The 15,560-nt window shown below is 44.4% G+C and carries 14 protein-coding genes; 10 read left to right on the top strand and 4 right to left on the bottom strand.

Annotation, left to right across the window (positions count from 1 at the left end):
• The first annotated feature begins 176 nt into the window (after nt 1-176).
• The 6 genes from ribH (at nt 177) to B3014_RS01070 (ending at nt 5,442) form a co-directional block, all read left to right on the top strand.
• Nucleotides 177-650 (top strand): 6,7-dimethyl-8-ribityllumazine synthase, encoded by a 474-nt coding sequence (ribH, locus tag B3014_RS01095; protein WP_289243161.1) that lies wholly within the window; start codon nt 177-179, stop codon nt 648-650.
• Between the two features lie 168 nt (nt 651-818).
• Nucleotides 819-1,952, top strand: a complete 1,134-nt coding sequence (locus B3014_RS01090) for an aminomethyltransferase family protein (RefSeq protein WP_289243162.1) — start codon at nt 819-821, stop codon at nt 1,950-1,952.
• Nucleotides 1,953-2,009: 57 nt separating this feature from the next.
• Nucleotides 2,010-2,612, top strand: a complete 603-nt coding sequence (locus B3014_RS01085) for a dimethylamine monooxygenase subunit DmmA family protein (RefSeq protein WP_289243163.1) — start codon at nt 2,010-2,012, stop codon at nt 2,610-2,612.
• Nucleotides 2,609-3,562: a PDR/VanB family oxidoreductase gene (locus B3014_RS01080; RefSeq protein WP_289243164.1), complete on the top strand. Its 954-nt coding sequence runs from the start codon at nt 2,609-2,611 to the stop codon at nt 3,560-3,562. Before B3014_RS01085 ends, B3014_RS01080 begins: the two co-directional genes overlap by 4 nt.
• Before the next feature lie 11 nt (nt 3,563-3,573).
• A complete protein-coding gene (locus tag B3014_RS01075) occupies nt 3,574-4,614 on the top strand; it encodes a heme-dependent oxidative N-demethylase family protein (protein WP_289243165.1) in 1,041 nt (346 codons plus the stop codon).
• 45 nt (nt 4,615-4,659) lie between these two features.
• Nucleotides 4,660-5,442 (top strand): TorF family putative porin, encoded by a 783-nt coding sequence (locus tag B3014_RS01070; RefSeq protein ID WP_289243166.1) that lies wholly within the window; start codon nt 4,660-4,662, stop codon nt 5,440-5,442.
• Nucleotides 5,443-5,484: 42 nt separating this feature from the next.
• On the opposite strand, the gene B3014_RS01065 is transcribed toward B3014_RS01070, so the two are convergent.
• Nucleotides 5,485-6,870 (bottom strand): PAS domain-containing protein, encoded by a 1,386-nt coding sequence (locus B3014_RS01065; RefSeq protein ID WP_289243167.1) that lies wholly within the window; start codon nt 6,868-6,870, stop codon nt 5,485-5,487.
• A 51-nt stretch (nt 6,871-6,921) separates the two neighbouring features.
• Here B3014_RS01065 and B3014_RS01060 point away from each other — a divergent pair, with 51 nt between their 5' ends.
• On the top strand, nt 6,922-8,742 hold the full coding sequence (locus tag B3014_RS01060; RefSeq protein WP_289243168.1) for a histidine kinase: 1,821 nt from the start codon (nt 6,922-6,924) through the stop codon (nt 8,740-8,742).
• 25 nt (nt 8,743-8,767) lie between these two features.
• Nucleotides 8,768-9,406 (top strand): two-component system response regulator NarL, encoded by a 639-nt coding sequence (gene narL / locus B3014_RS01055; RefSeq protein ID WP_289243169.1) that lies wholly within the window; start codon nt 8,768-8,770, stop codon nt 9,404-9,406.
• A 51-nt stretch (nt 9,407-9,457) separates the two neighbouring features.
• Here narL and B3014_RS01050 read toward each other — a convergent pair whose 3' ends face one another.
• Together B3014_RS01050 and B3014_RS01045 are read right to left on the bottom strand one after the other, a co-directional pair.
• The gene (locus tag B3014_RS01050) at nt 9,458-9,799 is read right to left on the bottom strand and encodes a cupin domain-containing protein (protein WP_289243170.1); all 342 of its coding nucleotides are present in this window, start codon (nt 9,797-9,799) and stop codon (nt 9,458-9,460) included.
• A gap of 142 nt (nt 9,800-9,941) precedes the next feature.
• Nucleotides 9,942-10,589, bottom strand: coding sequence for a glutathione S-transferase (locus tag B3014_RS01045; RefSeq protein ID WP_289243171.1), 648 nt, complete (start codon nt 10,587-10,589; stop codon nt 9,942-9,944).
• A 95-nt stretch (nt 10,590-10,684) separates the two neighbouring features.
• Between B3014_RS01045 and B3014_RS01040 the strand changes: the two genes are divergently transcribed.
• Nucleotides 10,685-11,758 carry an efflux RND transporter periplasmic adaptor subunit gene (locus B3014_RS01040; protein WP_289243172.1) on the top strand — a complete coding sequence of 358 codons (1,074 nt, stop codon included), beginning with the start codon at nt 10,685-10,687 and terminating at the stop codon, nt 11,756-11,758.
• Complete coding sequence (locus B3014_RS01035; protein ID WP_289243173.1) at nt 11,751-14,942, top strand: efflux RND transporter permease subunit; 3,192 nt, start codon at nt 11,751-11,753, stop codon at nt 14,940-14,942. Before B3014_RS01040 ends, B3014_RS01035 begins: the two co-directional genes overlap by 8 nt.
• Here B3014_RS01035 and B3014_RS01030 read toward each other — a convergent pair.
• The gene (locus B3014_RS01030; RefSeq protein WP_286306111.1) at nt 14,929-15,543 is read right to left on the bottom strand and encodes a PilZ domain-containing protein; all 615 of its coding nucleotides are present in this window, start codon (nt 15,541-15,543) and stop codon (nt 14,929-14,931) included. The genes B3014_RS01035 and B3014_RS01030 overlap by 14 nt on opposite strands.
• Nucleotides 15,544-15,560: the final 17 nt, after the last annotated feature.

Here is a 15,560-nt window from a genome sequence, read left to right as displayed (position 1 = left end):
GAGGATTTCCAGTTCAATTCCATATACGGCAGGAATAAAACATGTACGAAGTATGGTGATGCATCGCTTTAAGATTGAAGAAGCATTGCGCACAGACTTTGAATAACGTTATTTTATCCAGCATCAAGTGGGTGTCTGATTGCCCCGATGCTATTTATTTATATGAGGAAACAGATTTGGCAGATATACATGGGGCAGGTGTTCGTGACGATATCGATGGTAATGGCTTTCGGGTAGGTATCGTTGTCTCGCGGTTTAATTCTGAGATTTGCACGGCGCTGTTAAATGCCTGCGTGGATCAGTTAAAAGCCAGTAACGTTCAGGAACAGGACATTCAGGTATTGTCTGTGCCGGGGGCATTGGAAATACCGATGGTCATGCATGAGCTGGCATTAAAAGGTAACTGTGATGGTCTGGTGGCATTAGGTTGTATCATTCGTGGCGAGACCTATCATTTTGAGATTGTGGCCAATGAGTCTGCTCGTGCTTGTACGGATATCCAGATTGGTACAGGTATTCCGCTGGCGAATGCGATTTTGACTACAGAAAACGAAGAACAAGCGAAAGATCGGATGATCATTAAAGGTCGTGAAGCGGCTTTGGTGATTATTGAGATGATTCAGACGTTAAAAACACTTCATACAGAGTAATTATTCTCTAATAAATATTTTTCATATCAAGAGGTTGTTCAGGTAGACGAGTAGATATTCTGGTGGTTTTTACCCACTAAGGAGTACTCCATCATGAGAATTTTTATACGCCGCTGATTTCGGTAAGTTTTTTACATTGAATTCGTTCTATGTAACCGGAGTTAGACCATGAATAATCCACTGCCCAAAGACACTATTACCCGTAACTCAGTTCTCAATGTTCGACATAGAGAGCTGGGTTGTACACTGGATGGCGAAACATGGAATGGCATGCCCATTCCATGGAGCTACCATACTGATGTTAACGATGAGGTTGTAGCTGTCCGTACCCGGGCAGGTTTATATGACGTATCTGGCCTCAACATTGTTAATGTTTCTGGGCCTGCGGCATTAAAAATTCTCGACAAGTTAGTGACAATTGATGTGACTAAACTTGAGCCCGGTACTTCTCGACTTGCTGGTGAAGTCAATGAGGAAGGGGCACTGGTCGATGACATCATGGTTATCTGTGATGATAAAGAACATTACCGTTTATCGCATGGTAGCGGGGCCACTCAGCAAACATTAGCTGAACTTGCCAAAGGCGAAGATGTGACGGTTGAGCAGGACTATGACGTGCATATCCTGTCACTCCAAGGCCCACGCTCTATCGATATTCTCGACCCTGAGCTGGATTTCGATTTGGCCCAATTACCCTATTTCAAACATATCAACACCACGCTATTTGGTCGTGACGTTGTTATTGCGCGTGGCGGTTACTCCGGTGAGCGGGGTTATGAAGTTTACTGTTCTGCTGCCGATGCTGTGTATCTGTGGGATATGATTCTAGAGAAAGGTCAGCCATTTGGTGCTATTCCGGCATCATGGGACTCACTCGACCTGACTCGTGTCGAAGCGGCCTTACTTTTCTTCCCATTTGATATGCCTGAAGGCGATACCACTCCGTGGGAAGTCAATATGGACTGGTGTGTTGATCTGGATAAACCTGGTGATTACATCGGTAAAGATGCTGTGCTGAAACTTAAAGGCAGAGAGCGCTTTAAACAAATAGGCCTGGAATGCATGACAAATCAGGCTGTTGAGATAGGTGCGAAATTACTTATTGACGGCAAGGAAGTCGGTGTCATCACCAGTGCCATCTACAGTCAATATCTGATGAAGTCCATCGCTATGGCCCACATCAAACCTCAATATTCACAACTGGGAACGGCTGTGACGATTGATTCTGACAAGCCTGTCAAAGCCAACATTGTCAAAATGCCTTTTTACGATCCAATGCGTATGCGTACCCATCCTAAATAAGCCGTTCATATAGAAACAGGCTATACCGTTATTCAGATTTAAGAAGAGGAAATGACAATGGAAAGAGGTTACAGAATTAGAAGTAAGCCTTTGTACGATCCGTTGATTTGGAAAGATCATGCTACTGATCATGTCGTGATTGCTCATGCTGAAGGTGGTGTTGGTGTATTGAAGCTATTTCAGATGATGACGCCAAAACAACCAATCAAAGTGTTATTTGCCGATGATGAGCGTGCACAGCGTTCTTATCGTGACATTATCAGTAAGTTGGTGGATGAAGGTCTGCAGATTCTTGATGATAAAGAAGGCGTATTGTCAGCCGTATCGGCCACGCTTGATGACTGTGTCATGGGCACACAGTTTTATATTGCGGGTAATGAGGATTTCATCTGGGCAGCATCTCAGATACTGAAATCAGCAGGTGTGGATGACAAAAATGTCATGAAAGAGCAGTGCGGCAGTCTGGCTCGTCCTGTCTATTGCGTGCATTGCAAAACGATCGATCCTGAAGTGCATCACAATGTTTACACCTGTCCTGGCTGTGGACGTCATCTCTTTGTCAGGGATCATTTTTCCCGTCGTTTGGGCGCCTATATGGGGCTAATGGTAGATGCAGAAGAACCCGGCAATATTCCTGAAGTTGAGGAGATGTACCCATGAGTGTTTTAAATGTGACCGTGGAAAAAGTGGAGCAAATCACTGATGTGGTAAAGCGGTTTACCTTTGTACAGGATAACGGTGAAGCTTTACCGAAATTCTCAGGTGGTAGCCACGTTGTTGTATCAATGGACATTAATGGACGCACGCATCGTAATCCTTATTCGCTGATGAGTTCGCCTGCCAATACCGACAGTTATCAGATTGCTGTTCGACGTCAGGATAAATCTCGTGGTGGTTCCGTGTTTATGCATGATCAGGTCAAACCTGGAACGAAATTAACCATTACATATCCGGTGAATTTGTTTGCCATCAACCGTCTTGGCAAAAAACATATTTTAGTCGCTGGTGGTATTGGAATTACGCCCTTTATGTCCCAAATCGCTGACTTGAATCGTTTAGGCGCAGACTACGAGCTGCATTATGCCTATCGTTCTTCTGAGCATGCGGCTTTTCGTGAACAACTGGAAGAATTATGTGGTGACCGCGTGCATTTTTATGTGGAAGGTGATGGCACTCGCATTGATTTTGGGGACTTACTCGGCCAGCAACCATTAGGTACGCATGCTTATGTTTGTGGTCCTGAACCAATGGTGAAAATGATGCTGCTGACAGCAAAATATTTAGGCTGGCCCAGTAATCATGTTCATAGTGAGCAGTTTTTAGCTCCACCGGTTGGTGATGAATTCACCGTTGTTCTGAATCAGTCAGCGAAAGAGATCGTTGTCCCGGGTGATATGAGCATGTTGGAAGCGATGGAAGAAGCCGGAGTGGATGCGCCTTTCCTATGTCGTGGTGGTGCTTGCGGTCGTTGTGAGTTAGATGTGCTTGAAACTGACGGTGCTTTATTACATCACGACCATTATCTCAGTGATGCTGAAAAAGCCGCTGGTAATAAGATTATGCCTTGTGTGTCTCGTGCGAAATGTACCCGACTTGTAGTGAATTTGTGAGGATATGAATTATGAATATGGCATTTAAAAATGAAACATTTCGGGATGACTATACGTTTACCAACTCACCCGAAGCGATTCGTCGTTTTCCTTTTCCGTTTGATAAAGACGAATATATGTATAGCGTCAATATCGAACAACATACCAAAGGGGCTCCAGGCTCAGTATTTGAGAATGTAATCGATCTCGACGAGCATTATCTGGCCGAGTGCGAAGACCGCCGTATTACTCTGGCTGATGACCCTGACAGATGTATTGCTTTGCCACACATGATGGATGCACAGTGGGATATGTTGGAGTTAGGCATGGAGTCTTTAGCGAAAGACTTTCCAGAGCATTTCCAACTGAGCAGAGATGGCGATAACTGGCATTGGGTGAATAAGCCATTAGACATTGATCAAAAATTTGTGTTTGGTGATCTCTCGACCTTACCTATGGAGCCGTTCGAATTTATTAGTCGTCAGCTTCAAGGCGACTGGGTCGTGATGGATCAGCGTGATGAAGATTTATTTGCTGATATGGGCATGGTCACCAGTCAGGCAGATTGGTCACTGGCATTTGACGCTGGGATGTCGTTTAAAGAATGGCATGGTCCAGTTCCACAGGCCAATGAAATGGGCATTTTTGAACGGGCATTAAAATATCTATTACATTTGCAATATGGTAGCCCGGTCCGTCGTCTGAACTGGACGATGACAGTCAATCCACGCTTAGATACTTCACCAGAGAATTATCCTATATGGGGACCGGACAACGTTTCTGTCACGGCGAATAATGTGGCAGATAAAGTGTTTCTGCGTGTTGAATTACAGACCTTATTCCGCTTACCCAGAAGCAATGCCATTACCTTTGGTATTCGTGGCTATCTTATCAGTGTGCGTGATATTGCTACTTATCCACGCTGGGCTAAACGTTTACATCGTGTGTTGACCAATCTGCATCCTGATTTGGCTGAATATAAAGGGTTAACTAATTATCGCCAGCTCGTTATTGATTGGTTGGCACCGATGGATGATGGGGCAGATATTGGAGAAGGTACTCATCCAGAATAAGGGATTAAGTTTAGGGGTAATCACTTAGGTTTAAAGGAAAGCAAGATGAAAAAAACAGTTTTGATGGTGGCAACGGCGGCAACATCAATGTTTTCAGCGAGCAATACCCTGGCAGAGGAAGCATCACCACATAGTTTTAGTTCCAACGTTGGAATTTTTAGCCAATATGTATTTCGTGGCATTACTTATAGTGATGAGAGACCTGCATTACAGGGTGGTTTTGACTATGCACATGATAACGGGCTTTATGCTGGTATCTGGGGCTCGACACTAGAAGAAGACGACAATTCTGGTAATAGTCTTGAAGTGGATTTTTATGGTGGTTATTACCATCAACTGACGGACGATATTGGCATTGACGTTGGCTTGCTGCAGTTTTATTACCCTGATCACAAAAAGTATAACGGCGAAAATATTGACACTACTGAGGCTTATATCGCGGCATCCTGGAAATGGTTTACGGCTAAATACAGCCGAACATTAACCGATTGGGGTGGGGTGAATAACAAGTCAGCGGGTATTGATGGTTATGCCAATGGTGATACCAAAGGCACTGAATATATCGAGTTGAATTTTGCCTATCAATTACCTTGGGAAATCAATTTGGATCTGCATGTGGGGCACTTAGATGTCAAAAACTACAGTGACTTTAACTACACGGATTATTTGATTGGCCTGAGTAAAGATCTGACGATCGGTCAGTCTGAAGGCTGGACAGTAGGCATCAATTACACTGATACCGATGCAGACAAAGACTGGTGGACAGGTGTAGATGGTGATAACCGTGGTGATAGTCAGTTTATAGGTTACATCTCACGATCGTTTTAACAGTTTCATAAGCGGCAGCAGAGGGTCATGGACGGCTCTCTGTTATTGCTCTGAAATGAGCTGCTCTAAGCCTTCCATCATGGCGTGATAATTACAATGACTGATATCGATAATGATGCCTTCGATGGTTAATAGCTCATCTGTACCCGAGAAGACGCCTTTACCTCTTTCCAGTACCCACTTCACTTTATTACTTTGGGTTTGAATTCTGTAAATTATCTGAAAGTTCTTCTGTTCACTAAGTTGTTGTTGTACATATTCCCATACGCGTGCCTGGTCGTCTGGGTGAATAAGTCTGTAACAATTGAAATGGATGGAATTGGTGATTTCATAAGGAGGATATTCTGTCAGTTCGAAACAGCCTTCACTGACAAAATCAAATGTCCAGTTACGGTCATTTTTACACCGATATAACATGCAGGGTAAATTTGACATGATCATATCGTTTGCAATGCGGGCACTGGCTTTAAGCTCAGCTGAGGTTTGCTTGATACGGCTAATATCGGTGAGTGTACCTAATACGCTGGTTCGTTCACTTTTAAGATGAGAGGTCGTGGTGGCACGCATTTCAAACCATTGTGAACGACCATTCTTAGCGATAAGTCGTAACTCAAACTGGCTGTGATGACGTTTGCCCTCAGTTAAGGCATTTATCCTGGCTTCTGCCAGAGGCAGATCTTCCGGATGAATGAATTGAAACAAGGTCTGCTGCATGCTTTCTTCTGACGTGTAGTCAAGTACATGCTCCCAGGCCGGATTAAGAAAAATAATTTTTTGATCGACATTGATTTGAAACACGATTTGTTCGAGCCGATCAATCAGATAGCGATAAGTATGGTCGATATCCAGCTTATTTGAGGTAGGTTCTGATGAGGTAGTGGTCGTAAACTGTAATAGGAATTGACCATCCTGCTGGACAGAATTAAGTGGTGACAGCGAAATTTGTGCTGGAATAGTTGTTCCATCCACATACAGCATTCTTAGCATCATGGTTTCGTTGGAACGCTTATTATGCTGACGACCTAAAAAGTCTGTCATTTGTTGGTGTGAACTGGGATGAATCAGGTTGGTAAGAGGTAAGTCGGTGATCATATCGCGCATACCATTCATACCCAGCTCTTTTAAAAAGGCATTGTTAGCAAATTTAATGTTATAACCATCTATGACGGCGGCGGGGGTGGAGAGTTTACTGGATAAATCTTGGCCCCAGGCAGCATCATCAAAGGCGATGGGCGATTGCTCGGATTGGAAGCGACGTTTTAACTTCGGGTAAAGCGTCATAGCTAAAGTGGCGGATAAAAACATGGCGAGTACGGCAGCAATAGTTGAGATGTGTACTTTGAATGGGGCGGTACTGTCCCACCAAAAGCCCAGTACCAACACAAACATACTGCTCAGCATAATTAGACTGAATAAAATGATATTCATTATTCGACCCTTATTTTTGTGCCTGCCTTGTCATCAAATGTGTGTCACATAATGAAATTGAAACATCGACTCAGCCAAATTTTTACTATTTTTTCTCGCCGCACTTTGTATGCAAAGTGGGTCGTGCTATTGATATGTATTGCTGCGACTTTTTCATTAATGCAGGCTGGAATTTTCTTTCTCCTCGATTATATGCCTTCTGTTCAAATAGCTCTAGCCAAGGTCAATGAGCAGAAGTTTTATTGGGAAAATCAATTAGTTCATATGGAGATGAAAAGCAGCGAGCGGGCACAAGAATTATTCCATGATATGCAGTCAAACTTTCTCGACACACACGATCCTGCGGTAGCTTGGATGCTACGACAGAAGAATGAAGATATCGCCGAAGCTGTAAAAGTTATCGAAACTGAACAGGCAAACTTTGATGAAATGGCGACGCTAAATTTGCGTGCTGCTGTGCAATTAAGGGGCGCAAGTCGTTTGGCTGATGCCTACAAAAAGCTGGAACAGGCCCTCTACAAGGATATTGAGATTAAAAGGGCGGTACTGACACTTCTGGAGTCAATTAGCCTGGTATTTGTGCTGAGTTGTATTTTGTTATTAGTGCTCAGTGTTCGAAGAGTGCTGGTCGAAAGACTGGATAGATTGCTGGCGTTTATTTACACCAAAAACGGTGAAAACACTGAACTCGATGTGGAAGATGAGTTTGCTGTACTTGAACACAGAGTGTCTGAGCTATCAGCCAAAATGGAGAGCTATGAATCAGAAGTGGCCTGGGCTCACCGTACCAGTGAACATATTCGTGTATTAACGCGTGCACAGGCATTTTTATTACGATTTATTGAGACCGTATCAGAAGATGTGTTGAGTGAAAAAACACTGCTGAAAATGCTGTACTCCCTGGAGCGTACCATGGGGTTTACCAATACCGCACTAATTTATACCGATGATGCTGCGGTGATATCCGCCGAACAAATCCTTTACTCTCATCATAAACCTAACCCTATTTCTGAGAGGGTGTTTGATGAGTTACTGACATCCGGGACGGCGGCATTTCTTGAGTTGAATATCGAGTCTGAAGAAGTGGAGTGCTTGGGGTTGAGTTTTACCGGTAGTGGAAATGCGGTTGGTATCTTATTGGTAGAAATGCATAAAGGACGCTTTCTTGAGGATTCTGAAATTAAAGTGCTGGAAATTACGGCGAATTTACTCAGCATGGTGACCAAGTTTCAGAGTCACGATGAAGAAGGCCGCCGCCTTGCTGTTCTGGAAGAGCGTGCCGCCATTGCTCGGGAATTACATGATTCGCTGGCGCAATCATTGTCATTTATGAAAATACAAATGGCCAGATTACAATCCAATGTGATTGATGATAAACAGCGTGAGGTCACCACAGAACTGAGGGAAGGTCTGGATAACGCCTATCGCGAATTAAGAGAGCTATTAACTACCTTCCGGGTGCATATGGACTTGCGAGGGCTGGGTTATGCCATACAGGCGACGATTGACGAGTTTTCACAGCGATCGAGTCTGACGATTACATTAGACAATCGGCTGGTCAATTGCCGGCTGACAGTGAATGAGGAGTTTCATATTCTTCATGTGGTTCGTGAGGCTTTATCTAATATCGTACGCCATTCCGGAGCAAAAAATGTCTCCATATTGATGTTGGTGACGAGTAGTGGTGAATTAGAGTTAACAATAGACGATGATGGAGTGGGCTTTAGTAAACTTTCATCCACTTATGACCATCATGGTCAGGCGATAATGAAAGAAAGGGCACAGACCCTGGGGGGAGAAATTGATGTGATGTCGAGACGACATGGCGGCACTCGGGTGCGTCTCAAGTTTCTACCCAAACTGGCTGAATAACGGATTATAAAATTAAGAGAGAACTATGCAGACTAAAATAAGAATATTGATTATTGATGATCATCCTCTGTTTAGGAAAGGCGTCAGTCAGATTATTTCTGATGAGCCTGATTTTGAGGTGGTTGGTGAGGCCGCATCGGGACTGGAAGGCATAGAGTTAGCGTTAAAACTCACGCCGGATCTGGTTTTGCTGGACTTGAATATGAAAGGTATTGATGGGCTGGAAACCTTAAGAAGACTCAAACAGACAGATCTGAAATCACGCTATGTGGTATTGACCGTTTCTGATGCAGAAGAAGATTTATTGGAAGCGTTGAAATCGGGTGCAGACGGTTACTTATTGAAAGATATGGAGCCTGAGGACCTACGCTCGAACCTGGTGAAAGCCACACTTGGGACTACCGTGTTACAAGACAGTATGACCGATGTACTCAAAAAAGCGCTGATTGATCCGGACAAAAAAAGTACGGCCTCAGATGTGAGCTTGACGGAGCGTGAGACAGAAATTCTGGATTGTTTAGCGGAAGGGATGAATAATAAAAATATCGCCAGAAAACTGGGGATTAGCGATACCACAGTGAAAGTGCATATCAAGAATATTCTGCGTAAGCTCAATCTAACCAGTCGACTTGAGGCTGCTGTCTGGCGACACCAGAATAAATAAAACCGGTAAGCGAGTTGCCTACCGGTTGGTGAACCATCTGAACGTGATCGTTTACAGTGGTTTACGTTGGCCTACAAAAAAGCCGACACCTCTGGATGGTGTTGAAAATGTAATGGTTTCACCATTACCGAAATAAAATACGTCGCCGACTTTGGCGTGAACTTCTTTGCCAGATTCATCACTGATGATAAATTCACCTTCAGCGATAAGCTTCATTTCTTCATAATCGTAAGTGTAAACCAGTGGTTTATCACCTTTGTTGAGATGAAAGAACCCAGCACAGATTGTTTTATCTTTGCTGTCTGAAGTGACTGTATCACCAAGTGTTGCATCTACTCCATCAACACCCATTGAAGGTTGTGGATCTTTTATCGCTTGCTGAAAATATTTCATATCTTGTCTCCGTATTATTTGTGTATAAACACAGAGGCTATTAAATCGACATGATGGCGTGGCAACAATTATTCAGAAGGCTTAATCAAAAAGAAGTAGATGCTCACAACACGCTACCTGAGTCTGGTCTGGTTTTATATCGTTATGGAAAAAGAATTTCTGCTTGTTCAGCATGCCACTGTTCATATTTCACCATGACATTGGCAAACAAATCACTGTGTAAAAACTCACTCAGCCAGTCTCTGACGAGGGGATAGGGTGATTGTTCGAACCAGTCTTTATCAACAAATGCGAACTGACGGATAAAAGGCAACAGTGCAATGTCTGCCATCGTCCATTTTTCAGTGAGCAGGCAACCATTTTTTGCCAATAAGGATTCCAGTTTTTGTAAGGTTTTTTCACCTTGCTCACGGTAATACAGCTCTGGGTATTCCGGGTATCGGTCAGCATATTTATAGCGATCGAGATAATACTTAAACTCACCATCATTATTGGCAATCAGTTCGTCACAGTGCTGTTTTTGTTGATGTGTGAGCGTTTGATACCACTCCTCGGGGTCTCGCTTTTCCAGTGCCCAACGCATAATGTCGATACTTTCGTCGATGACTTTGCCGGTCTCGGTCTGTAGAACGGGGACAGTCCCTTTTGGGGAAATAGCTAATAATTCTGCAGGTTTATCTTTTAATACCACTTCGCGAAGTTCGGTTTTAATACCGCTGGCAGCGAGCGCTAACCTGGCTCGCATAGCGTAAGGACAACGACGAAAGCTGTATAAAGTCGGGTACCGCATTGAGTAAGAATTCCGGTTTGAATAAAACGCCAGTATAGACAATCAAAGCAGATGACTGTAAATTAGCAAATGCTAATATAGTTATTGAGAACACCATGGAACAGTCATTATTAAGGTGGACCGCTTTTATCACATTGCTGTTGTCAGCCAGTTTTAATATTAACGCGGAGGGGCTGCCCCATACCGAAGCGGTCTATAAAAACTATGCTCGACAGTGGACTTATGATGGCAGTGTTGAAGCTATCAATCAGGCAACTGTTTCGTCGCGTGTTTCTGCGCAAGTGGCTGAGATTTTTTATGACGTGAATGACCGGGTAGAAAAGGGCGAGCTGATTTTACGTTTTAACGACGAAGAAATTAAAACCCGTTTATGGCAAGCAGAAGCGAACCTGCTGGCTGAACAAGCTCAGTTAAAAGAAGTACAGGCCAGATATACTGAAGCCGCAGCGGAAGCCAAACGAATCAGTGATTTATACCAACGCAAACAAGTGACACGTTCTGCGCTTGATAAAGCCGAAGCCGATAAAGCAGCGACAGCGGCGCGGGTCAATGTATTAAATGCTCAAATTAAAGCCCGCCAAGCGGAAGTCGAGCAGGCTAAAGTTGAGCTGTCATATACCGAAGTCCGGGCACCTTATGCTGGTGTGATGACCAAGCGCTGGATTGAAGTGGGTGAAATGGCAACACCGGGCCAGCGCTTAATGTCAGGCCTGTCACTGAATGATTTGCGTGTGGTTTTTTCCGTGCCACAGAAACAATTAACAGAGGTGATGGCGGCCAAGCTGGATGTGCTTTTACCTTCAGGCGAGCATTTAACACAGCTTGATAAAACCTTCATTCCAGCAGCAGATCCACAGACTCACAGTTTTCATATCCGTTTGGATTTACCACAAAATATCAATGATATTTTCCCTGGCATGACGACAAAAGTCATCGCTTATGGCCGTGAGCAGCCGGTACTCGTGATTCCAAAACAGGCCTTGGTAAAACGGTCTGAAGTGGATGGGGTTTATGTGCTCGCGAAGCAACAGCTTGTATTCAGACAAGTCAGAGTTGGGATGGAATATGAGGATGGCTGGGTTGAAGTCTTATCCGGTATCGATGCCGGAGAACAAGTGATGACTCAGCCAGATAGGGCTTTAGTGTATTTGCAGCAACAACATGACTGATCTTAAGCCAACATTGGGAATATCCGGCCGTATTGCCGCCTTATTTCAGGACAATGCACTGACACCGCTAATGGCATTGCTGGCTTTATTGCTGGGGGTGTTTGCATTGATGGTAACGCCGCGTGAAGAAGAGCCGCAGATTGATGTCACCATGGCAGATATTTTCATTGCTTACCCTGGTGCGTCAGCCAAGGAAGTGGAAAGTCTGATAGCGACTCCGGCGGAGCAGGTGGTGAGTGAAATTTCTGGCCTGAAACATGTGTATTCAGTATCGAAGCCAGGGCTGGCTATCATCACTGCACAGTTTGAAGTAGGCGAGAACCGTACCGATGCGATTGTGCGTTTATACAATAAAATCTATTCCAATATGGATTGGCTGCCAAAAAACTTAGGTGTGTCCCAACCCATTATTAAACCCAAAGGCATTGATGATGTGCCGATTCTGACACTCACTCTATGGCGTGAAGGCCAGCAGGATTCCAGTCAGTTAAAACAGTTAGCTCAGTCCTTGGAAGTAGAACTGAAGCGGGTTGATGGAACACGGGATATTTATACTGTTGGCGGTGCTGATACCGTAGTGAATATCACCTTAGATCCAGAGGCTATGGCGGCCTATCACATGGATAGTCATAGCCTGAGTTTGGCTTTGGAAGCCGCAAACCAATCGGTCGAAGCCGGGACGACGGTACAAAATAATCAAATGACAAGTGTTCAGGCAGGTCAGTTTATCGTTTCAGCTGACACGCTGAAATCACTCATTGTCGGTGTCTTTAATGACCAAGCGGTGTATTTAACGGATGTGGCTGATATTTATCTTGGTCCAGAACAACCCCGTCAATATGTCTGGTTTGGTACGGGGCCAGCGGCAGCAGACAAACAGATAAAAGCTCAGGGTGAATATGATGCTGTCACCATTGCCATTGCCAAACAGCCAGGAACCAATGCCGCCGATATTGCCAATGCGGTTCTGCAGCAGGTAACAGCATTAAAAGGCGTGATGATTGCGGATGATGTGCAGGTGACCGTGACGCGTAATTATGGCGAAACGGCGGATCAAAAGGCTGATACGCTGATCCATAAACTAATTTTTGTCACGGTAGCTGTGGTTTTATTGGTGTTATTTGCACTCGGCTGGCGAGAGGCTATTATCGTTGGCGTAGCGGTGGTGATTACCTTATTACTGATGTTATTTGCTTCGTGGGCATGGGGTTTTACTTTAAATCGGGTGTCGTTGTTCGCCTTAATTTTTTCTATTGGCATTCTGGTAGATGATGCGATTGTGGTGGTGGAGAATATTCATCGTCATATTCAACAAGAAAAATTAAGCTTAAAACAAGCGATTCCAGTCGCTGTCGATGAGGTGGGGCAGCCAACAATATTGGCGACTTTAGCCGTGATCGCCGCCTTATTACCCATGGCCTTTGTCAGCGGTTTGATGGGCCCGTATATGAGCCCGATTCCGATTAATGCCAGCATGGGCATGCTGCTGTCATTAATGGTGGCCTATGTCGTGACACCATGGATGGTGTTGAAGATGCTTTCACATTCTCGTTCGGCCAAGCATGAGCAAGTTGCCGAGTCCCAATATGACGCGGTTTTTCAGCGTGTTTTGAGCCCCTTTCTATTACATGAACATGCTGCCCGCCGCCGAAAATTACTGTGGGGTGGACTTATTTTGCTGGTTATTGTGTCTGTTGGTCTGGCAGCAATGAAACTGGTCATTCTGAAAATGCTGCCGTTTGATAATAAGTCTGAAGTGCAGATTGTGATTGATATGCCTGAAGGCTCGCCATTAGAAAAAACAGCAGCAGTCACCCGTGCGTTGACAGATTATCTGTCGACCGTTGACGATGTGACTGATTATCAGGCCTATGTCGGCACAGCTTCGCCGATTAATTTTAATGGTCTGGTGCGTCAGTATTATTTACGTGAAGGCTGGCATCAGGCAGATATTCAAATCAACCTCAGAGATAAACATCAGCGTGATGAACATAGCCATTCTTTAGCACTGAAGCTAAGAGAACCACTAACAGTGATTGCTAGGAAATGGGACGCGCGTATCAAGGTCGTTGAAGTGCCGGCGGGGCCACCTGTGTTATCACCCATTGTGGCGGAGTTGTATGGCTTGAGTGAACAACAGCGACAAAATCAGGCATCACAACTTGTTAAGGTGTTTGAGCAAACTGATGGCATTGTCGATATTGATAGCAGCATTGAAGCGAAAGCCGACAGACAAATCATTCATGTGGATAGAAATAAAGCGAGCTTGTTTGGCTTGACTCAGCAGCAGATTGTTGAAGCTATTCAGTTGGTCCTGGCTGGCGAGGATGTTGGGTATCTGCATGATGATAATGTGAAATATGCCATACCATTGCGATTGCAATGGGCAATCAAGGATAAAGCGAACCTTGATGCTGTATTGAATATGAAGCTCATCAATCAACAAGGTGAGCTGATTCGTTTAGCTGATGTCGTCAATGTGGTGGAGGAGGAACATCAACAAACGCTTTATCATAAGGACTTACAAGCCGTGACTTACGTGACAGCGGATATGGCTGGCAAGGTCGATAGTCCCTTGTATGGCATGTTTTCGGTGTATCAGCAATTAGAGAATATACCGATTCAGCAATATTTGGTTTCAGTACCGAGTCTGGCCTTACAAGATTCATTGAAATGGGACGGGGAATGGCAAATTACCTATGAGACGTTTCGTGATATGGGATTAGCCTATGCCGTAGGCATTATTCTGATTTATCTGCTGATTGTGGCGCAGTTTCGATCTTATTTATTGCCGTTGATTATTATGGTGCCGATTCCGCTGACCGTGATTGGCGTCATGCCTGGGCATGCTTTATTAGGCGCACCTTTTACAGCAACATCGATGATTGGCATGATTGCAATGGCAGGGATTATCGTGCGTAACTCTATTTTGTTAGTCGATTTTATCCGTCAGGCGATGGCTGAAGGCATCACGGCTGAGAAGGCAGTAATTGCCGCTGCTGCAACCCGTGCTAAGCCTATTATTCTGACTGCGCTGGCTGCGATGGTAGGGGCGGTATTTATTCTCGATGACCCTATATTTAATGGTTTGGCTATTGCCTTATTATTCGGAATTCTGGTGTCGACTTTATTAACCTTATTGGTCATTCCGTTGCTGTATTACAGCTATATCAAGACTCGATAAGGGTCATGGCGCCTGTGAGTTCACCTTCGCGTAGACGTTCTGCCTGACGTTTTAATGTATGACGAATGAGCACATTACGATCCATTTCATCCATATGAGTGAAGGCCATACGCAATAAATAAGGTGTTTCAGCCGGTGCTTGTTCGATTTTGTCACAGCCAATCACCGTTGCCAGAGTGTGAATAGTGCTGGCTGAGGGTTTTAGCTGCATAAAGAGTTCAACATAATCTCTTGGCTTGATAGGGGTAGCGACCAATAAGGCAACACCACCCCCACTCAAGTTTACGTCTGTCAGCTTGTCAGGATTGATAGGATTATTGTGACGTTCAATACGTTGTGCAATCAGGTTGACTTTGTCATCTAATAAGCGCAGTGCACGTGCAATTTCACGATCATGCTGACTGATTTGGTCTAATAAGTGTGAAAACACGTTTTGCATCGTACGAAGCTGAGCCCGTTCAGAATCACCATCACTTTCTGATGATTGTGAAATACGTTTGGCGACTTCACCGACGTGCGTTTTTTCCACAGGTTTGTACTCAATGACTACCGAGTCATTGATTCGAAAAAACTCACGTCTGTCTGAACCTGGATGTTGCATCACTCTCTACCGTTATC

Origin of the sequence: Methylophaga sp. UBA678 (genome assembly GCF_002299105.1) — a bacterium.
GTDB classification, from domain to species: domain Bacteria; phylum Pseudomonadota; class Gammaproteobacteria; order Nitrosococcales; family Methylophagaceae; genus Methylophaga; species Methylophaga marina.
Note: the sequence above shows the minus strand (reverse complement) of the source record. Positions and strands in the feature narration are given on the sequence as shown.

Excerpts from the sequence above, each read along its gene's own strand:
- B3014_RS01090 (WP_289243162.1), top strand. The coding sequence starts at position 819 with ATGAATAATCCACTGCCCAAAGACACTATTACCCGTAACTCAGTTCTC.
- B3014_RS01085 (WP_289243163.1), top strand. The coding sequence starts at position 2,010 with ATGGAAAGAGGTTACAGAATTAGAAGTAAGCCTTTGTACGATCCGTTG.
- B3014_RS01080 (WP_289243164.1), top strand. The coding sequence starts at position 2,609 with ATGAGTGTTTTAAATGTGACCGTGGAAAAAGTGGAGCAAATCACTGAT.
- B3014_RS01075 (WP_289243165.1), top strand. The coding sequence starts at position 3,574 with ATGAATATGGCATTTAAAAATGAAACATTTCGGGATGACTATACGTTT.
- B3014_RS01070 (WP_289243166.1), top strand. The coding sequence starts at position 4,660 with ATGAAAAAAACAGTTTTGATGGTGGCAACGGCGGCAACATCAATGTTT.
- B3014_RS01065 (WP_289243167.1), bottom strand. The coding sequence starts at position 6,870 with ATGAATATCATTTTATTCAGTCTAATTATGCTGAGCAGTATGTTTGTG.
- B3014_RS01060 (WP_289243168.1), top strand. The coding sequence starts at position 6,922 with ATGAAATTGAAACATCGACTCAGCCAAATTTTTACTATTTTTTCTCGC.
- narL (WP_289243169.1), top strand. The coding sequence starts at position 8,768 with ATGCAGACTAAAATAAGAATATTGATTATTGATGATCATCCTCTGTTT.
- B3014_RS01050 (WP_289243170.1), bottom strand. The coding sequence starts at position 9,799 with ATGAAATATTTTCAGCAAGCGATAAAAGATCCACAACCTTCAATGGGT.
- B3014_RS01045 (WP_289243171.1), bottom strand. The coding sequence starts at position 10,589 with ATGCGGTACCCGACTTTATACAGCTTTCGTCGTTGTCCTTACGCTATG.
- B3014_RS01040 (WP_289243172.1), top strand. The coding sequence starts at position 10,685 with ATGGAACAGTCATTATTAAGGTGGACCGCTTTTATCACATTGCTGTTG.
- B3014_RS01035 (WP_289243173.1), top strand. The coding sequence starts at position 11,751 with ATGACTGATCTTAAGCCAACATTGGGAATATCCGGCCGTATTGCCGCC.
- B3014_RS01030 (WP_286306111.1), bottom strand. The coding sequence starts at position 15,543 with ATGCAACATCCAGGTTCAGACAGACGTGAGTTTTTTCGAATCAATGAC.